Below are 21233 nucleotides of genomic sequence, written 5' to 3'. Positions count from 1 at the left end.
GCGCTTGCCGCGCCAACCGCCACTTTCTATTGTAACAGCCGCAAATGGCGCGGACAGAGTAATTCGGAGATCCCCAGCTTGGCGGTCATTGTCCCATTCGAAAGCCACTCGACAGGCTCCGTTGACCAGCTCGTCGAGCTCGTCGCCGCCGACATGGAACGCGTCAACGCCACCATCCTGTCGCGGACCGGATCGGACGTCACGATGATCCCGGAGGTCGCGAACCACCTGATCTCGTCCGGCGGCAAACGGCTGCGCCCGATGCTGACGCTGGCGATGGCCCACCTCGCCGGCTATTCCGGCGAGGGTCACGTCAAGCTCGCAGCCTCCGTGGAATTCATGCACACCGCGACCCTGCTCCACGACGACGTGGTCGACGAGAGCGAACTGCGCCGCGGCAAGCTGTCGGCGCGCATGGTGTGGGGCAACGAAGCCAGCGTTCTGGTCGGCGACTTCCTGCTCGGGCAGGCGTTTCGCATGATGGTCGAAGTCGGCTCGCTGCGCGCGCTCGACATCCTGTCATCGGCTGCCGCCACCATTGCCGAAGGCGAGGTCATGCAGCTCGCGGCGGCGAAGAACACCGCCACCACCGAAGATGAATACCTCGCGGTCATTCGTGGCAAGACCGCCGAGCTGTTCGCCGCCGCCTGCGAAGTGGGCCCGGTACTTGGCGGACGTCCGAAAGCCGAAGAGACGGCGGCGGCCTCCTTCGGCATGAACCTCGGGATCGCCTTCCAGCTCGTCGACGACGTGCTCGATTACGGAGGCAAGTCGGCAAAGCTCGGCAAGAACGTCGGCGACGATTTCCGCGAGGGCAAGATCACGCTGCCGGTGGTGCTGGCGTTCCGCCGCGGCAACGATACCGAGCGCGAATTCTGGGTGCGAGCGCTCGAGGAAGGCGAGATCGGCGACAACGATCTCAATCACGCCATCGGATTGATGACCAAGCATCGCGCGCTCGAGGATACCCTCAACCGCGCCCAGCACTACGGCGCGATGGCGGTCGATGCGCTGGCGCTGTTTCCGCCGTCGCCGATGAAGAGCGCGCTGGAGCAGGTCGTAGCGTTCTGCCTTGCGCGGTCGCACTGAACCGTCGGACAGGATGAAAGCAGAGGGCTTTTCTCCGCGTGATCATCTGGTTCGCAGGATACAGCAGGGTCCCGGACCGTAAACGACCGTCGGCAGCCCGAACAGGATGGGATCATCGCGGAAGAAACGCTCGATCCCGATGCCTCCCGGTATCGTTCCCGCCGGGGTGCCGTAATAGGACACGCGCAACGTCGAGAAAATTATCGCACGCCGCCGCACGGATTCGACGACCGCCAGTTTGGTACAGCTGCCATCGAGTGCGCGCAGGCAGCGCTGAGGCGGTTTTGGCGCCTGGACGGCCCTTTGGGGCGAGGCGGGCGCAGGTTGTGCGGGTTTCGCAAAGGCGCCTGCAGTGAACGCCCACATCAGTCCCCCGCATGCCGCCGAGGTGATAGCGATCGCGTAGCGCATTTTCTATCCTCTCAGAATTGCAGGTTCGCTGTCAGCGCGGTCGTCCAGGCGCGGTAACTTAGCTGCGGCGGAAGATATTCTCGTACTTCCGCCGGAACGGTCGAGGTTTCGAGGAACGCGCCGGTGTCCTGACGCACCCAGGAATAACCTCCCTTCAACTCGATCGAGGCGTGCGGCGAGACCGTATAGGTCGCGCTCCCACCAACCGAGTGCTTGGTTTTTGCCGGAATGAATTCAGCATTGATCTGATCGTAGAAATTATCCGAACGGTAGAGGAAGCTGTAATTCGCCGCGAGCTTCAGCTGTTCGGTGATCAGAAAGGACGGCTCGACCGAGCCGATCACGAGATGGCTGTTGGAATTGCGCCGCTCCACCACAAGAGGAGCGAAGATCCCGGGGATCTGGTTCTTTTCCTGGAATGTATGCGACACGCTCATCACCAGCGCCCATTGCGGATCGAACTGATATTGCGCGACGAGGTTGCTCACATAACGATCGCCGGCCTTGCCGTTGGCGACGCCATCGACCTTCACGACCGTTTCCGACATATACGCAAACGATCCCTCAAGTGCGAGGTTGTCGATCTGCGTCTTCAGATTGGCGTTGGCTGTAAAGACGCTGCCCGGATCGATCTGGTTCTTGAGGTTGAAAACGCCGAACCCCGTCGCGGCGGACGGATCTATTCCCTCCCTCATGAAACTGCCCTGCCAGGCATAGCCGCCCGAAACCGACAGTGCGGTATTTTCATTCAGGCCGAAAACCAGCCCCGCCGTCGGATTGACGTTGAAGCCGGCGCCATAACTTCCGATGTCGACGAGGTCGGGATCCATGCGCGCGAAACGCTGGTTGTTCGGGAGATACGACGTGCCGGTCGGGATATTGAGGGCGACGCCAAACGTCGGCTGAAACGTTTCGAAGTTCTGGAGCGTCGCAGTAACCGAGGCCTCGGAATCGATCGGACCGTTGTAGGTCGCCTGCTGTCCCGCCGTTTCGTGCCGCGCGTAGACATGACCGCCCTTGAAACGAGTTTCGAGTTTCATTGAGGAGGAATCATCGTAGTCGATGCCGATCAGCGTCGGCGTGTAAACCTGATAGCCCTTGCCGCGATCGGGCGCGAACACGTTCACGCCGCGCGTGCCGGTCCAGGCCGAATAGTGCGGACCGGTACTCATGAAGGCCGACCACGTACCCGGAAGGCCCGGATCCTGCTGCGGGCTTTCCAGCGTGCCGACAGGATCGCTCAGGCCGAAATTGACCCGCGCCATCACCGTGTGCATGTCGGCGCTCACGCCGTGAACGACCGGGTTGGCCGGCACATTGAGGGTGGTGTCGATAACCTCGTGCCGGCCGACATGATCCTTCCCCTCGAACCGCGTGTAGGCGTATTCGGCGCCGACCGTGATATTGCGAAAGAGCCGGTATTCGAGACCCGCCCCGACCGTCCAGCCGTTGTGCCAGCGCGTGTCGCTCCAGTCGAAAATCCCGAAATTCGGCGTGAGGTATCCCGAAGTCTGGATCTGGCCAAGGGCGTAACCGCCCTTCATATACAGCAGCCAGTTGTCGTTGACGGCATAGCCGAGCCGCGCCGTCAGGTTGAAGACGGATTGAATGTCGGTCGTGACGAAGGTTTCCAGCGGGACAAAGGCCTGGCCCTGCGCCGGATCGAAGTTGTTGTTCTTCTCCTGGCGAAGCGGATTGCTCATCCAGGACAGTTCGGCGCCGACAAGCCATGGTCCCGAGACCATCGTATTGCAGCCGACCTGTGCGCCGACGATGCCGCGGCGATCCTTGAAATCGGCACCGTCAATCAACTGCGGATCAAGATTGCCGGTGGAGGTATAGGGATTGCTGTTGCGATAAACCCAATCGGAACGCGAAGACGCGACCCCCATCCCGGCGCCGACATAACACCCCGCCCAGCCATAGGCTGGATAGCTCTGGGCCTCTTCAGCCGGAGGTGCCTTCAGCGCCATATCGGCCGACTGCGCCACTGAATCCAACTGCGCCAGCCAAAACACGCCCCAAACAGCAACCGACGCACACCAAGCCGACCGCGCCAACCCGCGGCCGGCGCATGCTTCCCGACGATCCATTCCCCACCCCATCTGATCAATCAGTCGCGCGCTAACTCTCAGTTCAGCGCATGTTACCGATGATATTTCTGTTGATCTGCTGCTGCGATGATTGAAGCTTGCCGATCATTGATCTTGTTTTATCGGCGCGACTCTGCGCCTGTTGAAGCCTCTTTTCGTTGCTGTTGAATGCATTGCCGTTGAGCTGCTGCTGCGTCGATTGAAGTTTGTTGAGTTGCGAATTCACCGCCTGCCTGTTCTGCGCAGCCGCGCTTGCGCGCGTTTTGTCTGGCCCCGGCGGCAGAGGCTGCGGGTTCAGCGCCTTGTTGGCATTGCTGTTAAGCTGCTGCTGCATCGATTGAAGTTTGTTGAGTTGCGGATTCACCGCCTGCCTGTTCTGCGTAGCCGCGCTTGCGCGCGTTTTGTCTAGCCCCGGCGTCAGAGGCTGCATTTTGGCAGCCTCATTACGCTGGAGCTGCGACCGCATGCCTTGCAACCTGGTCGCCGGCTTCAGAAACGCCTTGCCGCCGTGCATTTGCGCGACAGGCCCCGCATTGATGCGGTTCTGCGCTGCAGCGAAATCCGTCGTGGCGGCAAGGGAGGCTCCGAACAAGCCCATCACCATGACCGCAACGGTCCGTTTGACGTTTCTCTTCATGGGACTTCTCCGGATTCGATCCAGAAATGAAATAATGAGACGTCGATTTATGTCTCTATCTCCTGATCAGCGTCGGCATGAAACTGCTGGCACGCGGACCATGTCTGGCAGTATCGGCCGCCCGTTTGGCCATGATCGCCGGAGCAGCGGGCGTCGCCAGCAATGCGTTCCGCCCAATCACCCCGAGTGGCTTCTTGGCGCTGTTCGCTGCCGTCTTGACACCTTTCCCCAAAGTCTTGCCCCCGGAAACGACGGCTCTGCCGGTGACCTTGACGGTCTTCTGGCCGGCGCGGATTGCACCCATCGCAATCTTTCCGCTTGTGTGGGCGGCGACGTTCCCGACAACTTTCACCGCGCCGCCTGCTACTTTGCCGACGCCCTTGGCTACTCCGCCTGCAGCCTTCCCGACGCCCTTTGCGGCATCCCCGGCCACCTTCCCGACGCCCTTTACGGCACCCCCGGCCACCTTCCCGATGCTTTTTGCGGCCTTAACGGGGTTGAGGCTGAAGGCTGAAGCCGACGGGGCTGTCGCAATGATCGATCCCGCCAGAAATCCTGAAATTGCCGCCAGCCGAAATGCTTTCAATAAAATGGACATGATTATTCCTCACTTTTCTGCTCCCGTGCAGCAGATTGCCGCCGTACGGCCGGCTGCGGCCAGTCGTCAAATGACGACTGATCGGCAAATATCCCAATGGTTCGAATCCGGTTTTTCGCTGCTGTGACTGGAGCACAACAGGCTCCGCATCGCTGCCGCGCGCGCTGACGACCCTCTGCCGCGTCGCCCGTATGAGCGCCATACAGAGAAGCTTGTGATCATCGGTGACCCCGAAAGATATCGAGTCCGCGAGACAAGGACGTGCGGCAATGAGCCAACTTGAGATTATCGGCAGCCATCGGATAGTGGCCTCTGTCCGCGGCGGAGGTTGCTCCGCCCTCTCCGCACCCATTGAGCCGCCGCCAGCCATGATCGACCTTGTCGACCTGATCTACGAGGCAGCATTCGTGCCGATTCGCTGGTATTCCGTGCTTCAGGAGGCCTGCGACCTGTCCGCCTCCGCCAGCGCACAACTGTTTTTCTTCAACGAAACCACTCCGCCGCGCGGCGTGACGCTGGAGAACATGAAAGCCTTGTTCGACAAGTTCATCACGGGCGACATGTGGAAATTCTCCGACAGTGTGCAGAAGACCTGCGCTCTCCAGCCTGCGAGCTTCATTCCGGTCGACGACTACATGAGCGCGGAGGAAATCGCCCGCGATCCGGCACGCGTCATGTTGCGCGAGTTCGGGATCGGCGCCCATCTCTGCTCGGCCATCGCCATGCCGACCGGCGAGCTTGCCACCTTCGTGTTTCAGAAATGGATGAAGGACGGGACGTACCGCCAGAAGGAGATCGCGCAACTCGATGCATTGCGGCCGCATCTGGCCCGCGCCAGTCTGGTCGCCGGGCGGCTGCATCTCGAGCGGGCCGAGGCGACCACATCCGCGCTTGAACTGATGGGACTTCCGGCCGCGGTGCTTTCAACCAACGGACGGGTGATAGCGGCGAATTCCTACCTCGAACGGATGGACGCGGCGCTTCTGCCGGTTGCCCATGGCGGACTGGCGATCGCCGACCGCGACGCCAACCGGCTGTTTCAGGAGGCGGTGACGCGGATGCAGAACGAAACGGCGGTCGGCTCGATTCCAGTGCCGGCTATCGGCGGCAAGGCCGCGTTCGTCGTTCACCTGCTGCCGCTGCGGCGGGCCGCGCACGACATCTTCGGCGGTGCCGATACGCTTATTATCGCCACTCCGATCACCCCTACCGCGCTGGTGCCCTCCGCCAGTCTTCTCAATGCCCTGTTCGATCTGACCCCGACGGAGACGCGGGTGGCGGCGGACCTCGCCAGCGGACTGACGCTTACGGAGTGCGCCAGCAAGAACGGCGTGACGACCAAAACCGCGCGCACATATCTCGAACGCATCTTCCGCAAGACCGGCGCCCGCAAGCAAAGTCAGTTGGTGGCGATGCTGAAAACCGTGCAGCCGCTGGTGACGCCACCGGCCGATTGATTTCAATGAGAGGGTTTCCGCGCTGGTCCGAACGCTATCGCGTTTTCGCGCGAGCACCCTCGGGCTGACATCGGCGTGCGTACCGGACTTACGCCACAGCGATTTCCGGCTGCCTTCCCGGAAACGGCCTGAACGCCATCAGGATCAGCATGGCCACGAGCCCCATGCCCCACGAACAGACATACAGCGGTGCGTAGCTGCCGAAATGGTCATAGACCAGCCCGCCCAGCAGCGGGCCGATCGACATTCCGAGGCTGCCTGCCATCGCCGTGCCGCCGATGATCGTACCCATCATCCGCAGCGGGAAATTCTCGCGGATAATCACGGCGTAAAGCGGCATCGTACCGGCATAGAGGAAGCCGACCACAAGCGCCACCGCATAGAAGCCATCGAGATCGCTGACGAAAGCATAGGCGAGCACGCCAAACGCCTGCGCCAGCAGTCCGATCACCAGAACGCGCTGGGCGCCGAACCGGTCTCCGGCGACGCCGAACCCGATGCGGCCGAGCATGCCGGAGAAACCCTCGACGCTGTAGATCGACACCGCGGCGATCATCGGTATTCCGCAGGTCACCGCATAGCTCACGGTGTGGAAGATCGGACCGGAATGGGTGGCACAGCAGAAGAAGTTCGCCAGCATCAGGATGATGAACTGCGGCGAACGAACCGCCTGCCTGACCGTCATGTCTGATTGCGGCTCGTCCGTAGTCATCGCCGCCCCTCCGCCCTCCAGCGCCGGCGGCCGGCGCACCAGCAGCGCCGCCGGGATCATCAGCCCTGCGACAAGAGCGGCGATGATCAACATCGAACTCCGCCAGTCGTGGATCGAGATCAGCCAGGCCGCGAGCGGCGCCATGGTCATCGGCGCCATGCCCATGCCAGCAGAGACCAGCGAAACGGCAAGACCGCGCTGCGTATCGAACCAGCCGGTCACGCAGGCCATCATGGGCGCGAGGATAGCGGCGGTCGATGCACCGACCAACAGGCCGAACTGAAACTGAAACGCGATCAGCGATTCCGCCCGGCTGGCGAGCGCCAGGCTCGCCGCCAGCACGACCGAGCCCGCGAGCACCACCGGGCGCGGGCCGAACCGGTCGGAGAGAGTGCCCCACACCATGCTGGCGACCGCCATCGCGAGGAAACCGATGGTCATGGTCGTGGATATGCCGGTGACGGACCACCCTGTTTCCTGCGACATCGGCCGCAGGAACACAGGCAGCGAGAACATGGCGCCGATCGCGACGCAACCCAGAAGGCCGCCAGCCGCGACGATCACCCAGCGATAGTGACTGTCCACGCGATTGGCCCGACGCGGCATGCGCTCAGCCCTGCTTGGGTTTCCAATCCGCGGACGGAATGACATTGATCATCCAGGGGACGCCGAATTTGTCTATCAAAGTGCCGAAGCCGGGCGACCAGAAAGTCTCGCTGAACGGCATGACGGCCTTGCCGCCTTCGGATAGTTGATCGAACCAGCGCCGGGCCTCGGTCATGTCCTTGGTATGCAGGGTAACGTCGAAACCGTTCTTGGGCTTATCGATGTTGGATGCCCATTTGACGTCCATATCGGCGCCCATCAGCGACTGATCGCCGACATCAAGCCAGCAGTGCATCAGCCAGGTCTTGTATTCGTCCGCAATCGGCATGCCCGGCGGCGCATCGCTATAGGGTATGGCCGCCTTGATTTTCCCGCCGAGAACCTTGGCGTAGAATTCAAATGCCTCGCGGCACTGCCCACGGAAGCTGAGGCTTGTCACGATCTTCACGATTGTCTCCTTGCCTATAGGCCCTGACTGACATCGACGTTGATTGACGGCCACCCATATAAGTTGATATCAACGTAATGTGGCCAGAGAATGAATGTCAACCTGACCGATGCAAGTTCCTTTCGAAACCACCCTTCTGGTCCGCGACAGCTGCCTCTGTCTGCATGCGCAGAGAGCAGCGCGGGCGATCGCACGCCGCTTCGATATTGCGTTGAAGCCGGCCGGCATCACCAGCGGGCAGTTCTCACTGCTGATGTCGCTCAACCGGCCGGAACCGCCGAAGCTCAGCAGCGTGGCGGCGCTGCTGGCGATGGACAGGACCACGCTGACCGCCAATCTCAAGCCGCTGGAACGCCGCCGCCTCATCAAGACGGCGGCGGATTCAACCGACGCACGCGCACGCTTGCTGCGGCTGACACCGGCCGGTCGGGCAGTTCTGGCCGAGGCCGTGCCGATCTGGCGGCATCTTCATGCGGAGATCGAAAGAGAGCTGTCAGACCCGGACGGTCTGCGCGCCGAACTCGATATCCTCTCGAAATCCGGCAACCGAAACGGTGTTGCCAAGTAATGCCGGAAACGACTGAGCGCGCCCCTCGCCTAAAGCGTTTTCAAGCGAAGTGGCTACCGGTTCGCGTAAAGAAAACGCGCCAAATCAAAACATAGGGCTCCGCTTCTGATTCCATCAGAAGCGGAAAGGCTCTGAACCTGCGAGGCCTCCCTGATCCGAACGCACCTGAGACCTGCATCGCTATTACCGGCGCACTCCGGGCATGTCCGCCCGATCAGCCTGCGACCACCGGTCCGCCGGCTTTCTTCCAGGCATCGATCCCGCCCTCGATATGAGCTGCGTTGGTCAGGCCGGCGTCCTTGGCCGCAGTGACGGCCATGGCCGAGCGCTCTCCGAACGCGCAAAAGAACACGATGCGGCGCCCGGTTGCGGCGGCGACTTCCCGCAGCATGCCTCCAGGCTTCAGGCTGTCTGCGATATCCGGATAAGGCGCATGCAGCGCGCCGGCCAGCGTGCCGCTCTTGGCGCGCTCATGAGTCTCGCGGAGATCGACCAGCAGGATGTCGGGCTGGCCGATCCGGGAAATCGCCTCGCGCGGCGTCAGCGCGAGCCCCTGTTTCGTCAGATCGTCCTGCCTGAGGCCGACATGCATGTTGGCGGGGATCACCACGTCCATCAGCTTGGGATTCGGCAGTTTCAGGTTGTTCATCAGTTCGACGTATTCGTCGATGGAGCGCACTTGAAGCCGCGGATTGTGGCGTTTCTCCTCGCCGATGGTGGAGACCGTGTCTCCCTTGTAGTCGTGCGCAGGAAACACCATGGTCTCCTCGGGCAGTTTCAAAAGCCGGTTGAAGATCGAATCGTACTGCGCACGCGCGCTGCCGTTCTGGAAGTCGGTGCGGCCGGTGCCGCGGATCAGCAGCGTGTCGCCGGTGAAGACCCGGTCGCCCATCATGTAGCTGTAGGAATCGTCGGTGTGCCCCGGCGTGTACATCACGTCGAGGCCGATGCCCTCGATTCCGATCTTGTCGCCGTCGCTGACGCGCATCGAGACCACGTCGGCCTTGGTCTGCTCGCCCATCACGGTGACGCAATGGGTGCGGTCGCGCAATTCGCCGAGACCGGTGACGTGATCGGCGTGAAGATGAGTATCGACAGCCTTTACAAGCTTGAGGTCCAGTTCGCGCAGCAACTGGCAGTAACGGTCGACCTTCTCCAGCACCGGATCAATGATCAGCGCCTCGCCGCCGGCGCGGCTTGCCATCAGATAGCTGTAGGTTCCGGAAACACTGTCGAAGAGCTGACGGAAAATCATGATCGTACGACCCTGAATGCCGGTGCAATTTTTTCTTGCCTGGATGGTATCGTAGCAAATTTATGCTGCCGGCGCGCGATTACAACCGGCTCAGAAATCCAGCTTGTCTCGGATGGCGTCGAGCCCGGCTCGCGCGCAGGCCTCGTCCTTGTCGCCGCCGGGCGCGCCCGAGATGCCGATGCCGCCCACAAGAGTTCCGCCGGTCTCAATCACCAGCCCACCCGCGAGCATCGCAATATGCGGCAATCGCGCCAGATTGGCATCCATTTGGCCATCGCGCACCATCTTGGCCAGTTCAGACGTGTCGCGGCGAAAACTCAGCGCCGTATAGGCCTTGGCGGTGGCGATGTCGGCCGCGGGCAGGCCTGCATAACGGTCGCGCAGCAGCACCTGAGGCTGGCCGAAGCGATCGACCACGGCCACGGCAACCTGATATCCGTCGTCGCGGCACTTCTTCATGGCGCTCTGCGCGGCCTCCAGCGCGACGTCCGGCGTCAGCGACTTGTAGGTGACAAGCGCGTCGTCGCCGGCATGGGCCGAAACAGGAAGGAGCATGGCGAGCGCGATCACCCCGGTAGCGGTGGCTCTCATGTCAAGTCGTCCCTGCGCACGCAGGGACCCATGCTTCCCAAAGATTTTGAGGATGAATGACTCAGCCGGGATGCCAAAGGAGTCTCCTCGACATATGGGTTTTCCCGCGTTCGCGGAGACGACATCAGAATATGTACGCCAAGGAGCTTGCTCCTTACGGCCGCACATAGCTCCAGCCCTGCTCCTGCAGTTCCATCAGCCGCACCATGCCCAGGGGCACGACCGTCGTTCCCGGCAGCAACTCAAGCGGACGGCCTTCCTTCTTCTCCATGGCCTCCTTGGTGTTGTTGCACGCCGAGAACTGGATCTTGCTGGGGGGCGGAATCTTGGTGAGGTGTTTGATGCGCTCCTTCACCGGCGAGGTATCTTCGCGCAGCATGTGCAGGCCCGGTCCGCATGCCATGATCTCGACAACTGCCGCCTCGTTCACGCCCTGATAGTAGCGGATCACGTCGGTGGCATTGGTCAACGCGAAGTCCATGGTATGTCGATCGTTGGTGTCGACCTGGATCACGAGGTGGTGCTTCGCTTCATCGGCGACACCGCGTCCGATGAGCGCGAGCAACAGGCCAGCGGCGGCGACGAAAAGGCAAAGAAATCGGCGCATGACAACTCCCTATGGTCTGACCAGCGTATAACCGTTTTCCGTAAGCGACAGGATGTGTCCGACGCCGACCTGAACCGGCGTTGCGGACTGGATGATGGCCGGCCGTTTGCCGGTCTCGCGTTCGATGGTGTCGAGCGTATTCACGCAGACGTCGAACCTGACGCCCTGGGCGATCAGGCTCTCGACGCGGGGCCGGCTGGCGTTTTCCGTCCGCAGCAGATCGATACCCGGACCGAACGCGACCACTTCGATAGCGATCCTGTCGGGATCGTAGGCCTTGATCAGGTTGTTGGCGACGCTGAGCACGAGGCTCTGCTTCTTCGCATCGCCATCGGACAATTGCAGGACGATGCGATGCTCGGCGAAGGGTTTGTCGGGTAGCGGAGCGGGCTGAGCCCGAAGCGTGAGCGGCGCCAGCGCCAGCGTGACCGCTGCGGCTGCAACCGCACCTCTTCGTGTCAGCATGTCGGTCATCCTGCCCAGCCTGGATTGCCGTCGACGCCTTTCAGCGTCACGCTATCGCGGCGGACGCCGCTTGTCATGCCGTTACGCAGATGCTTGGCGAAAACGTCCCAGACCGGCGCGCCGTCCTGCTTGTTGACCGAGGCCCAGCCGGCGACCTTATATGTCTTGCCGGCCTCGAGCGAGCGCCCATCCCACCGTTTCAGGTCGGAGATGCGATGACCGGCGCTCTCCGCGGGCGCGCAGGCATAGGAGAGGCCGCCGACGCGAACCATGTCGCCGCCCTGCTGGTAATAGGGATCCGGATTGAAGAGATTGTCGCAGACGTCTTCCAGAATATCCTTGATCTGGCGGCCGGTCATGGTCTGCACGTAGGTCTCGGGATAGGTGCAGGCGGTTTCCGCGAGCACGTCGTCCATCGTCACGCTTTGTCCAGGCAGCACGCTGGTGCCCCAGCGGAAGCCCGGCGACAATGCGATCTCGGCATCGAACGCCGCACACAGCGCGTCGCAGATCAAGCTGTCCATGGTGCCGTTGAAATTGCCGCGGCGATAAAGCAGGCGATCCGTGGTCGCGATCTTCTCGGCATAGGCCGCAGCATGAGGCGCGCGTACCTTCTCGATCAGAGCTTCCATCGCAGGATCGGCCCTGAGCAGTTCGGAGAACACCGGCAACAGTCGATAGCGTATGTCGCGGACCTTGCCCTTGGCAAGATCGAGGTCGAGCACGCCGAGGAATTTTCCGTTCGAGCCGGCATTGGTGACAAGCGTCGTGCCGCCGGCATTGCCGACAGGAACGGGCTGCGGCACGGCATCGTGGGTATGGCCGCCGAGGATGACGTCGATGCCGCTGACGCGGCTTGCGAGCTTGAGATCGACGTCCATGCCGTTGTGCGACAGCAGGACGACCGCATCGACCCTGTCGGCGTCGCGCAGCGACCGCACCAGTTTCTGCAGTTCCTCCTCACGAATGCCGAAGGTCCAGTCAGGCGTGAACCGCCTCGGATGGGCGACCGGCACATAGGGGAAGGCCTGGCCGATCACCGCTATGCGGTGGCCGCCGATCTCCCTGATCGTCGCCGGCTTGAACACGCGCCCCGAGGTGGCATCGAAGGCCGGCGCGTCGTTGAACGCGGCCTCCTCGGTGAGGAAAACATTTTGCGCCAGGAATTCGCCCTTGAAGCGGGCGAGATTGTCGCGCAGCGTTTTCTCGCCGTAGGTGAATTCCCAGTGCCCGGTCATCGCGTCGATGCCGAGCAGGTTGGCGGCGTCCACCATGTCGGTGCCGTGCATGACGTTGGCGAGGCCGGAGCCCTGCCACAGATCGCCGCCGTCAAGCAGCAGCGAATTGTTCGGACCGACCTCGCCACGCAGCCGGTCGATCAGAGTCTTGAGATGAGCAAAGCCGCCGAGCCTGCCGAAGCGCGCGGCCGATTTCTCGAAATCCAGACAAGTGAAGGCATAGGCGTCGGCGCTGCCGGCGCTGATCCCAAAACGATCGAGGAAGGCGCGGCCGACCAAATGCGGCGGCTGCCCGCGCATCGCGCCGATGCCTAGGTTGACGCCGGGCTCGCGAAAGTACACCGGCAGCAACTGCGCGTGGGTGTCCGTCATGTGCAGGATGCGGGCATTCCCGAAGCCTGCGAGCTGGTACACGGCGTGATCGTCGGCCGCACGAGACACGCGTGGCAGCGCGCTGGACAGACAGGTTGCGCCGGCGACTTTGAGAAGATCCCGGCGGCGAAGAGTCATATGATGCCTTCAACCATATGACGTGTGTTCATTTTGGACAGAATGTCATGTCTGCGCAAAAGCGCGAAGCGCATTTTCACATGGACGTCGAGATCATGGTCCACGTCCTGGCTTGAAGAGAAAGGCGTGTATGGCCGGACGTAAACGAGCGACGCGACGCCGTTCTTCGAACGACCGTGCCCGGTCATGACAGATGCAGTCGGCAAACGAGAGTCCACGGTCAGCGGATCTCCATTTTCCTCCAGGCGTCCTTCTGCTCGTTGGACTGGAAGATCGCGGCCTTCGACAGCGTTTCGGCCTTCTTCGATTCCGCGACCGCTTTATCAAAATCGCCGGCTGCAGCGGCGGCCTTGGCGGCTTTCAGCGCATCGACTGCCGTGGTCCACTGGTTGCGCAGCTTGCCGGCCTCGTTGTTGGCTGCTTCGGCGGTGGCATAGGCCGCCTTGTAATCGTCTTCGCTGCTCGCGGCGCGGACCGATGTCGCACTCGCGACCATGAGCATCGAAAGCGCCACGAGAGCGAAAGGACGCGTCATGCTTTTCATGGCCGTGCTCCCGGCCCCGAAATCGGCAGCCCGTTGCTGACGTAAGACAGGTAATATTCGAGATCGCGGTATTCGTCGTCCTGCGGAGTCAGCGGCACCGCGCGTACCTGGCTGTTGCAGGTGGTGAAACGGCGGCTGGTCGTGCCCATGCCGCCCCATGCCGAGCGGTAGATCGGCATCGCATTGAGAATGCCGAGCGCAGGCGCGAGGACCTCGGCCCGGATGTGGTCGCCCGGCGTCTGCACGTGGCAGGTGGCGCAGGAGAAATTGAGCTGGCCGCGCCGCGTATAGAAATAGCGCTTGCCGTTTTCATAGGCGGCGAACGCCCGCGGGTCTTTCGGAATCTTGATGTTGAACGGCTTACCGCGCGAGGTGAACGCCATATAGGCCGTCACCGACGCCATCTCATCCTTGGTATAGGACAAGGGCTTTTCGCCATTGCTTTCCAGGCATTGATTGACGGCGAGTTCGAGCGTGACGACCTTGCCCTGCTTCTCGTCGAAATAAGGATAGTTTTGCCGGATGCCGATGCCTTTATGAGGGAAACAGTCCGCGAAGGTCTTGCCGTTCTTGAACGGCTTCTCGAACATCTCCTTGCCGGCGGCGAGCGCGAATTCGTAAGGAGGAAACTCCTCCTTCTCCTTCCACTGCTTGTACAAGCCAGCGTCCATCGAATACGGTCCGTTGACGAAATCCTTCAGCTTCAGCTTGGGGAATTTGTCGGTGAAGTATTTCTGAAACGCCTTGAGGTCGGCCGGCGGATTGGTCTTCTCAGTGGCGTGAGATGTCTGCACCGCGGCAAATGTCAGTGCCGCGAGCGCCAGTCCGGTTGCCGCCGAGCGGAAGGTCAATCGCATGTCTGTTCTCCGCCTGCCGCGCGCCGCCATTACTGAATCTTAGCCGTGGAGGAGTCGGAAGCTCCCTTGTTGTCGACCCAGCTGATCTTGAGGTCGTCGCCTTTCTTGCCGCCCTTGAAGCTGAACTTCACGTAGGGATCCTTGGAAACGGCAGGTCCCCAGTCGGCGATGAAGACCGGCTTTCCGCCGTGTTCGAAGGTCAGTTGCTGAATGAAGTGCGGCGGGATCAATTCGCCGGCGGAATTCTTGACGAAGCCCGAATCCATCGGATGCTGGATCAGCGCCTGAACCTCGGTCGTGTCGCCGCTCGACGTTGCGCGAATGCGGATTGTCGATGCCATGACTGTCTTCCCTTAACGTTTCGCTTCCATTGGAGTCTGATCCAGTTTCGTTGAATCAGACCCCAGCCTTATCCTTTGATTGAGCCTGATCTTATCCGAAAACCGATTCCCGCCTTTCGGGATCGTGCTCTAGCCGCCGCAGCCGCCGATGGTGACCTTGATTTCCTTGCTGGCGCTATAGAGCTTGCCGCCGGCTTCCACGACCGCGATGACGTTGCTGGTCTTCGCCATCTTCAGGCGGTTGGCGACGCTCGGCATGGTCCCGGCCGGAATGCGATATGACGCCGCCAGCGCGTTCGGATTTTCCGCAACGAAAATTGAGATCGACGTCACGTCGGGCAGGCTCGTGATGACGGAAACCGGAACGACCGCGCCGTTCTCGGCGATCTCTGGCGCGTCCATCTTGACCTTGTCGGACTTCTCCGCGGTCTTGCCGTAGAGCGCCTGGATCGCGCCGTCGGCTCCCTTGACCTTGAAGGCGGCGTCCGGATAGGCGTCGTTGGCGGCGGCGAGCGCGGGCGCAAATCCGAAGCGAATGCCGGCGACGCCTGCCAGCGCAACGACCGCTGCACCTTTCAGGATCAACCGCCGCGTCTCATCAACGCTGCCGGGCGATGAATAGATCATGTGTGGTCTCCTTTGCGCGCGGCTGTCACAGCGTTTGCAGGAAGTCGACGACCGCGTCGATTTCCTTGTCGGTCAGGATGTGGTTCCGGCCGAACGGCGGCATCACCGTGAGCGGATTTCGCTTGGTCTCGTCGGAAACGATCGCGACGAGGTCGGTGCGGTTCGGATATTTGCTCTTCATGTCGGCAAGAGCCGGCCCGATGTTGCCGGCTTGGCTGCCGCCCTTGATCTCATGACAGGTCAGGCAGTTGCCCTTGTTGCGATCGAAGGCGAGCTTTTGCCCTTCGGCGGCGGCAGTCTGCGCACCCGCGGGAAAAGACGCGACGGTGACAGCGGCGAGCAGCAGCGAGGCCGCCAGCGCCGACAAGGCGATGGACTGCGTCAAAGGAATTTTCGTCAAAGGCGGTTCCTGCGATGCTCTGTTGATGGCTTCGTTATCCGGCCGCCGCGTCTCGCGCGGAGCTGCCATGCACTCATTTTCATATCCTCGGCCTTTGTACAAGGCTCATGGATAGCTTCGCCCGCCATGCTAGACCCCGGTTCGGTCCAGGTGAAGCTATCGCCGCGGGGGCATTGCCATCCGGCAGCGCCTGTCGCATCGTCAGCCACCCCTTGAATGAAGGAGGCCGGCCTATGCCCGACTACACCGTCGAATTCGGCAAGCGTGGCCGGCAGGCGAACTCCGACGACCGTCTCGACGCCGCAGCGTTTCATCGCAACCATGAAGCGATCTGGGCGGTGCTGGAAAAATTTCTGCGCGGCAAAACTGGAGACGTGGTCGAGGCCGGCAGCGGCACTGGCCAGCATGTGGTTTTCTTCGCGCGGCAAACGCCCGGCATCACCTGGTGGCCGAGCGATCTCAACGACAACCATCTTCGCAGCATCGCGGCGTGGATCGCTCATGAACAACTCGCCAATGTCCGCCCACCGCTGCGGATCGACCTGTCGAGTCCGGAGTGGTCCACTGAGGCGGGCGACGGCCCCGGACCCGGCGCCCTGCTCGCAGTGCTCTGCGCCAATGTGATCCATATCGCGCCGTGGCGCGTCGCCGAGGGTCTGATCACAGGCGCGGCGCGCTATCTGCGCCCGGACGGACGGCTGTTTCTCTACGGGCCGTTCAAGCGCGGCGGCCGGCACACCGCGCCGAGCAACGCGGCCTTCGATATCAGCCTGCGCGACACCGATCCCGAATGGGGCGTGCGCGATGTCGACGAGGTAACGGCGCTGGCGCAGCGCAACGGCCTGAAACTATTGGACGTCGTCGAGATGCCCGCCAACAATCTGATCCTCGTGTTCGAACGAGATGCAGGATGACATTGCGCCCGCGCCGGCCGACGAGTCCGTACATTGTGAGCGGACGATCTAGGCCTCGCGCTGGCGAAGAAGATCATCGAGATCGAGCCGGCGCGTGAACATCGCAAAGCCGCCGTTTGCGTCGCGCGGCCATTGCGCTTGCGGGCGGTCCCAATAAAGCTCGACGCCGTTCTGGTCGGGATCGCGCAGGTACAGCGCCTCGCTGACGCCGTGGTCGCTGGCGCCATCGAGCGGAATGCCGGCGCTGCGAACCCGATGCAGCGCATCAGCCAGCGCGGCGCGCGTCGGATACAGGATCGCCGTGTGAAATAGCCCGGTCGTGCCGGGAGCGGGCGGCGAACCGCCCTTGCTTTCCCACGTGTTCAGTCCGATGTGATGATGATAGCCGCCGGCGGAAATGAACGCGACCTGATCACCGTCGCGTTGCATCAATTCGAAGCCCAGCACGCCGCAATAGAAGCCGAGCGCACGTTCGAGGTCGGCGACCTTGAGATGAACGTGCCCGATCCGGGTAGCAGCGACGACAGGAATCGACGCATCGGGCATGGCGCACCTCCGTAGCTCAAGCCTTCACCGGGCCCGGCCCGGCGCCTTCTTATTTGTGGAGGCATCAGAGCGGATCAAGACCGCCCATGACCTCGCTGCAATCAGTTCCTTGCGCGTGGCCTACCGCAGCGGCGGAGCGTACATAATGCCGCCGGCATTCCAGAGCTGGTTAAGGCCACGGGGAATCTTCAGCTTCGAGTCAGCGCCGATATTGCGGTCATAGACCTCGCCGTAATTGCCGACATGGCGGATGATGCGGGCCGCCCAGTCCTTGGTCAGACCGAGATCCTCTCCGTATTCCCCTTCGGTACCGACCAGACGCATCACGTCGGGCTTTGTCGACTTCATCGCCTCATCGATGTTTTTCGATGTGATGCCGAGTTCCTCGGCGTTGATCATCGCGTAGAGGGTCCATTTGACGATCATCATCCAGTCGTCGTCGCGCTGACGGACAACCGGCGCCAGCGGCTCCTTCGAGATCACGTCGGGCAGGATGAAGCTTTCGCCGGGCTTGGTCAGCCGCAGGCGCAACGCATAAAGCTGGGACACGTCGGCGGTCACCACATCGCATTTGGCCTCGTCATAGGCCTTCAGCATGTCTTCCAGCTTCCCGAATTTGACCTCCTCATATTTCAGGTTGTTGGCCTTGAAGTAATCCGCGAGGTTGAGTTTCGTGGTCGTGCCATCCTGCACGCAGATTTTCGTATCGCCGAGGTCGAGCGCGGAGTCGGCCTTTCGCGAGGTGCGAACCATGAAGCCCTCGCCGTCATAATAAGCGACTGCCGGGAAATAGAGGTCGTAATTGGTCTCGCGTGACATGCTCCATGTCGAGTTGCGGGCGAGAATATCGATCTTGCGGCTTTGCAATTCCTTGAAGCGTTCGCTGGCGTCGAGCGGGACGAACTTCACCTTCGTCGGATCGTCGAAGATGGCGGCGGCGACGGCACGGCAGAAATCCACGTCGAAGCCGGACCAGTTGCCTTTTTCATCCGAATTCGAAAAGCCGGGAAGACCGGTGTTGACCCCGCACCACACGGCGTCGCGCCGGAGTGTCCGTTTCAGGGTCTTGGTGTCGTAGCGCTCGTAGGCGATCGCGATGACCGCAACGGCGGTGGCGATGGCGAGCCCTATCAAAAGGCCGCTTCGGAATGTCCGCATGAATGCCCCCTCGCAAGATCAGAAAATTTCGGCGCCGACGTGGTGATAAATCAAAGCTGGGGTTTTTGCCGCACGATCACGCGCGTGCCGACCGGAACACGGTCATAGAGATCGGCGACATCGGCATTGACCAGGCGGAAACAGCCCGAGGAGATCGCGGTGCCGATCGTATCGGGGCGGTTGGTGCCATGGATGCGGTACACCGTCGTGCCGAGATACATCGCACGCGCGCCCAGCGGATTGCCGGGACCGCCTGCCATGAAGCGCGGCAGGTAGGGCTGCCGTGCGATCATTTCCGGGGGCGGGGTCCAGTCCGGCCATTCCGCCTTGCGCGTGATGTTGAGAATGCCCTGCCACTGGAAACCTTCGCGCCCGACGCCGATGCCGTAACGGATTGCGCGACCGTTGCCCTGAATGAGATAGAGATGGCGTTCCGCGGTCTGGATGATGATGGTGCCGGGCGGCTCCGTGGTCCGGTAGAGCACCACCTGCTTGCGGTATTCGGGGTCGAGCTGAAACGAATCATCGGCGACGAGGCCAGGCTCATCGCCGACATCGGGCCGCGGCTGCTGCGCAAAGCCATGCGTCGCCGAAAGCAGCAGACAGGCCACGGCAGAAACCGCCAGGGTCAGGTCCCGAAACCCGATCATCGCTTGCTCTCCTCGCTGAATGTCGCCGGAAAGGCAGCGAATGCTCCGCCGCCAGTGTCCCCGTCAAAATCACATGCCGCATAGAATATCAGCGGCGGTGCGATGGCAAGCGATCGCACCACCGGACTGAAATTCTAAAATTTTCACGAAACATCGCCGCGGTACGGGCGAGCGCCATCGGATCGCACCGCGCGGCAAAACCAATCCGTCGTATCCAATGGACAGCCCGCCGCGGTTGGCGGAACGCCGGAGCACAGAGGTATTCCGTGCCACCCGCAGAGGGATGAGCCGGCGATCGGAATGCGATTGCCGGTCAGGCTGCGATCGTCGCGATGCCAGCGCCTTTCAGAAGCTCAGCAAGCTGCTTGCGGGCATAGAACATGCGCGTTTTGACGGTGCTTTGCGGGATACCGATGATCTCACCGGCCTCCTCGACCGTTTTCTCATGATAGTAGACGAGGTTGATGATCTCGCGATGGGCCGGCGACAGCTTGGCGATGCAGGCGCGCAGAATGGCGCTGACGTTGCTGCGATCGAGGGTGGTCTCGGGCGTATCGGCGCCGTCGGCGATTTCGCGGACATTCTCCTGATCGATATCTTCGTGGCGACGCTGGCGCATCGCGGTCAGCGTCTTGAAACGGGCGATCGAGAGCAGCCAGGTCGAGACCCGTGAACGGCCTTCGAACTGGTCGGCGGTGCGCCATACGTCGAGAAAGACCTGACTGACGATATCTTCCGCCGCGGTTGCGTCCCGGAGGCTGCGCAGCACGAAACGATAGACCCGCACGTTATGGCGAAGATAAAGGGTGTGCATCGCCGTGCGGTCGCCGTCGGCGATCTGCTCAAGCAGCATCTCGTCTGTGGTCGCCTGGGCAGCGATAATGCCTTGGCGGGCGGCAGCATTTATCGCAATGACGTTTTGCATGACGGCTCCCCTTTATTTGTTGGGCAGATTTTTAGCCGGTCACGGTTTCAGGACGTCTGCACGACAAGCGGAAAATGGTTTCGCGCGAGATGAAATTGTTTCGTCCCCTCGCCGGCGACGAAACAATCGGCGGTAAAATCCCAATCATTTTAATGTCATTATACTTTAGCCGTAGAGACCGGCTTTGCAGCCTTCCACCAGGTCTCGCCAGACCATCAGGGCCCGAACGCCCACCGCCGCCCGCTTATGTTTTGTCGCCGGCGGGCGAGAACAGATAGCCTCCTCCGCGGATGGTGCGGATCACCGCGGGTTTCGCGGGATCAGGCTCGATCTTGCGCCGTATCCGCATGATACGCAGATCGATGGCGCGATCGAAGGCTTCGCTGTCGCGGGCATTGGCGAGTTCCAACAGCCGCTCCCGCGACAGAACCCGCTTGGGGTTGGCGGCGAAAACTTTCAGCAGGCTGAATTCCGATGCGGTAAGCGGATGTTCATTGCCTTCGTCGTCACGCAGAACCTGGGCGTCGAGATCGAGCCATTTGATGCCGAAGCGGACGAGCTGCCTGGCCGCAGGCCTGGTGGCGGCGGTGACCGGCTGCGACGGTTCCATCTTCGGCGCACTCCGCCGCAGCACCGAGCGGATGCGCGCCATCAGTTCGCGCAGTTCACAGGGTTTCGCCACATAGTCGTCGGCGCCGAGTTCGAGGCCGACCACGCGATCGATCGGGCTGGCCGTCGCCGTCAGCATGATCACCGGCACGTTGGTATGGCCCTTGAGGTCACGAATGATCGAAAGCCCGTCTTCTTCCGGCATGTTGAGATCGAGCACGACGAGATCTGGCGTCGCGATGCCGATGGCCTCGCGCAGGCTCTTGCCGCCGTCGCACAACGTGACGGCGAAGCCGTGCATCTTGAGGTAGTCCCCGACCATTTCGCGGGCGGGCGCCTCGTCGTCGACGACAATGATATGCGGATTCCGGTTCATA

General features: G+C 61.8%; 25 protein-coding genes. 5 read left to right on the top strand and 20 right to left on the bottom strand.

Annotation, left to right across the window (positions count from 1 at the left end):
• Positions 1-78: 78 nt before the first annotated feature.
• Complete coding sequence (locus ACS3WB_RS10910; RefSeq protein WP_438275582.1) at positions 79-1089, top strand: polyprenyl synthetase family protein; 1011 nt, start codon at positions 79-81, stop codon at positions 1087-1089.
• Between the two features lie 42 nt (positions 1090-1131).
• Here the strand turns inward: ACS3WB_RS10910 and ACS3WB_RS10905 are convergent, their stop codons facing one another.
• From ACS3WB_RS10905 to ACS3WB_RS10895, 3 genes are all read right to left on the bottom strand, one after another.
• Positions 1132-1500, bottom strand: coding sequence for a hypothetical protein (locus ACS3WB_RS10905; RefSeq protein ID WP_438275581.1), 369 nt, complete (start codon positions 1498-1500; stop codon positions 1132-1134).
• Positions 1501-1511: 11 nt separating this feature from the next.
• A complete protein-coding gene (locus tag ACS3WB_RS10900) occupies positions 1512-3491 on the bottom strand; it encodes an outer membrane protein (RefSeq protein WP_438275580.1) in 1980 nt (659 codons plus the stop codon).
• A gap of 145 nt (positions 3492-3636) precedes the next feature.
• Positions 3637-4107 carry a hypothetical protein gene (locus ACS3WB_RS10895; protein ID WP_438275579.1) on the bottom strand — a complete coding sequence of 157 codons (471 nt, stop codon included), beginning with the start codon at positions 4105-4107 and terminating at the stop codon, positions 3637-3639.
• 200 nt (positions 4108-4307) lie between these two features.
• Here ACS3WB_RS10895 and ACS3WB_RS10890 point away from each other — a divergent pair, with 200 nt between their 5' ends.
• A complete protein-coding gene (locus ACS3WB_RS10890) occupies positions 4308-4955 on the top strand; it encodes a hypothetical protein (RefSeq protein ID WP_438275578.1) in 648 nt (215 codons plus the stop codon).
• A gap of 241 nt (positions 4956-5196) precedes the next feature.
• Positions 5197-6285 carry a helix-turn-helix transcriptional regulator gene (locus ACS3WB_RS10885; RefSeq protein WP_438275577.1) on the top strand — a complete coding sequence of 363 codons (1089 nt, stop codon included), beginning with the start codon at positions 5197-5199 and terminating at the stop codon, positions 6283-6285.
• 88 nt (positions 6286-6373) lie between these two features.
• On the opposite strand, the gene ACS3WB_RS10880 is transcribed toward ACS3WB_RS10885, so the two are convergent.
• Positions 6374-7603, bottom strand: coding sequence for an MFS transporter (locus tag ACS3WB_RS10880; protein ID WP_438275576.1), 1230 nt, complete (start codon positions 7601-7603; stop codon positions 6374-6376).
• Between the two features lie 4 nt (positions 7604-7607).
• Complete coding sequence (locus ACS3WB_RS10875) at positions 7608-8051, bottom strand: VOC family protein (RefSeq protein WP_438275575.1); 444 nt, start codon at positions 8049-8051, stop codon at positions 7608-7610.
• Positions 8052-8160: 109 nt separating this feature from the next.
• Between ACS3WB_RS10875 and ACS3WB_RS10870 the strand changes: the two genes are divergently transcribed.
• Positions 8161-8619 carry a MarR family winged helix-turn-helix transcriptional regulator gene (locus ACS3WB_RS10870; protein ID WP_438275574.1) on the top strand — a complete coding sequence of 153 codons (459 nt, stop codon included), beginning with the start codon at positions 8161-8163 and terminating at the stop codon, positions 8617-8619.
• Positions 8620-8833: 214 nt separating this feature from the next.
• Here the strand turns inward: ACS3WB_RS10870 and ACS3WB_RS10865 are convergent, their stop codons facing one another.
• The 10 genes from ACS3WB_RS10865 to soxX form a co-directional block, all read right to left on the bottom strand.
• Positions 8834-9874 (bottom strand): MBL fold metallo-hydrolase, encoded by a 1041-nt coding sequence (locus tag ACS3WB_RS10865; RefSeq protein ID WP_438275573.1) that lies wholly within the window; start codon positions 9872-9874, stop codon positions 8834-8836.
• Between the two features lie 90 nt (positions 9875-9964).
• Complete coding sequence (locus ACS3WB_RS10860) at positions 9965-10465, bottom strand: GlcG/HbpS family heme-binding protein (protein WP_438275572.1); 501 nt, start codon at positions 10463-10465, stop codon at positions 9965-9967.
• Between the two features lie 154 nt (positions 10466-10619).
• Positions 10620-11072, bottom strand: a complete 453-nt coding sequence (locus tag ACS3WB_RS10855; RefSeq protein ID WP_438275571.1) for a DsrE family protein — start codon at positions 11070-11072, stop codon at positions 10620-10622.
• A gap of 9 nt (positions 11073-11081) precedes the next feature.
• Positions 11082-11546: a DsrE family protein gene (locus tag ACS3WB_RS10850; protein WP_438275570.1), complete on the bottom strand. Its 465-nt coding sequence runs from the start codon at positions 11544-11546 to the stop codon at positions 11082-11084.
• Positions 11543-13285, bottom strand: a complete 1743-nt coding sequence (soxB, locus tag ACS3WB_RS10845) for a thiosulfohydrolase SoxB (protein ID WP_438275569.1) — start codon at positions 13283-13285, stop codon at positions 11543-11545. The genes ACS3WB_RS10850 and soxB overlap by 4 nt, the downstream gene beginning before the upstream one ends.
• A 220-nt stretch (positions 13286-13505) precedes the next feature.
• Positions 13506-13829 carry a hypothetical protein gene (locus ACS3WB_RS10840; RefSeq protein WP_438275568.1) on the bottom strand — a complete coding sequence of 108 codons (324 nt, stop codon included), beginning with the start codon at positions 13827-13829 and terminating at the stop codon, positions 13506-13508.
• Entirely contained in the window at positions 13826-14686 is an 861-nt protein-coding gene (soxA, locus tag ACS3WB_RS10835; RefSeq protein WP_438275567.1) for a sulfur oxidation c-type cytochrome SoxA, read from the bottom strand. Before soxA ends, ACS3WB_RS10840 begins: the two co-directional genes overlap by 4 nt.
• A gap of 29 nt (positions 14687-14715) precedes the next feature.
• On the bottom strand, positions 14716-15027 hold the full coding sequence (gene soxZ / locus ACS3WB_RS10830) for a thiosulfate oxidation carrier complex protein SoxZ (RefSeq protein ID WP_438275566.1): 312 nt from the start codon (positions 15025-15027) through the stop codon (positions 14716-14718).
• Positions 15028-15156: 129 nt separating this feature from the next.
• Entirely contained in the window at positions 15157-15654 is a 498-nt protein-coding gene (soxY, locus tag ACS3WB_RS10825) for a thiosulfate oxidation carrier protein SoxY (RefSeq protein ID WP_438275565.1), read from the bottom strand.
• 25 nt (positions 15655-15679) lie between these two features.
• Positions 15680-16012: a sulfur oxidation c-type cytochrome SoxX gene (soxX, locus tag ACS3WB_RS10820; protein ID WP_438275612.1), complete on the bottom strand. Its 333-nt coding sequence runs from the start codon at positions 16010-16012 to the stop codon at positions 15680-15682.
• 275 nt (positions 16013-16287) lie between these two features.
• Between soxX and ACS3WB_RS10815 the strand changes: the two genes are divergently transcribed.
• A complete protein-coding gene (locus ACS3WB_RS10815; protein WP_438275564.1) occupies positions 16288-16968 on the top strand; it encodes a DUF938 domain-containing protein in 681 nt (226 codons plus the stop codon).
• Between the two features lie 48 nt (positions 16969-17016).
• On the opposite strand, the gene ACS3WB_RS10810 is transcribed toward ACS3WB_RS10815, so the two are convergent.
• The 5 genes from ACS3WB_RS10810 to ACS3WB_RS10790 all read right to left on the bottom strand — a co-directional run bounded on the left by ACS3WB_RS10810 (position 17017) and on the right by ACS3WB_RS10790 (position 21232).
• Positions 17017-17514: a VOC family protein gene (locus tag ACS3WB_RS10810; RefSeq protein WP_438275563.1), complete on the bottom strand. Its 498-nt coding sequence runs from the start codon at positions 17512-17514 to the stop codon at positions 17017-17019.
• A 120-nt stretch (positions 17515-17634) separates the two neighbouring features.
• The gene (locus ACS3WB_RS10805) at positions 17635-18672 is read right to left on the bottom strand and encodes an amino acid ABC transporter substrate-binding protein (protein ID WP_438275562.1); all 1038 of its coding nucleotides are present in this window, start codon (positions 18670-18672) and stop codon (positions 17635-17637) included.
• Between the two features lie 50 nt (positions 18673-18722).
• Positions 18723-19322 (bottom strand): L,D-transpeptidase, encoded by a 600-nt coding sequence (locus ACS3WB_RS10800; protein WP_438275561.1) that lies wholly within the window; start codon positions 19320-19322, stop codon positions 18723-18725.
• Between the two features lie 313 nt (positions 19323-19635).
• Positions 19636-20247: a sigma-70 family RNA polymerase sigma factor gene (locus ACS3WB_RS10795; RefSeq protein WP_438275560.1), complete on the bottom strand. Its 612-nt coding sequence runs from the start codon at positions 20245-20247 to the stop codon at positions 19636-19638.
• Between the two features lie 244 nt (positions 20248-20491).
• Entirely contained in the window at positions 20492-21232 is a 741-nt protein-coding gene (locus tag ACS3WB_RS10790) for a response regulator (RefSeq protein WP_438275559.1), read from the bottom strand.
• Between the last annotated feature and the right edge of the window lies 1 nt (position 21233).

It is taken from the genome of Nitrobacter sp. (assembly GCF_051535215.1).
Taxonomy (GTDB): domain Bacteria; phylum Pseudomonadota; class Alphaproteobacteria; order Rhizobiales; family Xanthobacteraceae; genus Nitrobacter.
Note: the sequence above shows the minus strand (reverse complement) of the source record. Positions and strands in the feature narration are given on the sequence as shown.

Coding starts and splice junctions, on each gene's coding strand:
- ACS3WB_RS10840 (WP_438275568.1), bottom strand. CDS start 13,829: ATGAAAAGCATGACGCGTCCTTTCGCTCTCGTGGCGCTTTCGATGCTC.
- soxY (WP_438275565.1), bottom strand. CDS start 15,654: ATGATCTATTCATCGCCCGGCAGCGTTGATGAGACGCGGCGGTTGATC.
- ACS3WB_RS10870 (WP_438275574.1), top strand. CDS start 8,161: ATGCAAGTTCCTTTCGAAACCACCCTTCTGGTCCGCGACAGCTGCCTC.
- ACS3WB_RS10880 (WP_438275576.1), bottom strand. CDS start 7,603: ATGCCGCGTCGGGCCAATCGCGTGGACAGTCACTATCGCTGGGTGATC.
- ACS3WB_RS10885 (WP_438275577.1), top strand. CDS start 5,197: ATGATCGACCTTGTCGACCTGATCTACGAGGCAGCATTCGTGCCGATT.
- ACS3WB_RS10855 (WP_438275571.1), bottom strand. CDS start 11,072: ATGCGCCGATTTCTTTGCCTTTTCGTCGCCGCCGCTGGCCTGTTGCTC.
- ACS3WB_RS10860 (WP_438275572.1), bottom strand. CDS start 10,465: ATGAGAGCCACCGCTACCGGGGTGATCGCGCTCGCCATGCTCCTTCCT.
- ACS3WB_RS10805 (WP_438275562.1), bottom strand. CDS start 18,672: ATGCGGACATTCCGAAGCGGCCTTTTGATAGGGCTCGCCATCGCCACC.
- ACS3WB_RS10905 (WP_438275581.1), bottom strand. CDS start 1,500: ATGCGCTACGCGATCGCTATCACCTCGGCGGCATGCGGGGGACTGATG.
- ACS3WB_RS10810 (WP_438275563.1), bottom strand. CDS start 17,514: ATGCCCGATGCGTCGATTCCTGTCGTCGCTGCTACCCGGATCGGGCAC.
- ACS3WB_RS10895 (WP_438275579.1), bottom strand. CDS start 4,107: ATGCACGGCGGCAAGGCGTTTCTGAAGCCGGCGACCAGGTTGCAAGGC.
- ACS3WB_RS10815 (WP_438275564.1), top strand. CDS start 16,288: ATGCCCGACTACACCGTCGAATTCGGCAAGCGTGGCCGGCAGGCGAAC.
- ACS3WB_RS10865 (WP_438275573.1), bottom strand. CDS start 9,874: ATGATTTTCCGTCAGCTCTTCGACAGTGTTTCCGGAACCTACAGCTAT.
- ACS3WB_RS10795 (WP_438275560.1), bottom strand. CDS start 20,247: ATGCAAAACGTCATTGCGATAAATGCTGCCGCCCGCCAAGGCATTATC.
- soxB (WP_438275569.1), bottom strand. CDS start 13,285: ATGACTCTTCGCCGCCGGGATCTTCTCAAAGTCGCCGGCGCAACCTGT.
- soxA (WP_438275567.1), bottom strand. CDS start 14,686: ATGCGATTGACCTTCCGCTCGGCGGCAACCGGACTGGCGCTCGCGGCA.
- soxZ (WP_438275566.1), bottom strand. CDS start 15,027: ATGGCATCGACAATCCGCATTCGCGCAACGTCGAGCGGCGACACGACC.
- ACS3WB_RS10790 (WP_438275559.1), bottom strand. CDS start 21,232: ATGAACCGGAATCCGCATATCATTGTCGTCGACGACGAGGCGCCCGCC.
- ACS3WB_RS10890 (WP_438275578.1), top strand. CDS start 4,308: ATGAAACTGCTGGCACGCGGACCATGTCTGGCAGTATCGGCCGCCCGT.
- ACS3WB_RS10850 (WP_438275570.1), bottom strand. CDS start 11,546: ATGACCGACATGCTGACACGAAGAGGTGCGGTTGCAGCCGCAGCGGTC.
- ACS3WB_RS10800 (WP_438275561.1), bottom strand. CDS start 19,322: ATGATCGGGTTTCGGGACCTGACCCTGGCGGTTTCTGCCGTGGCCTGT.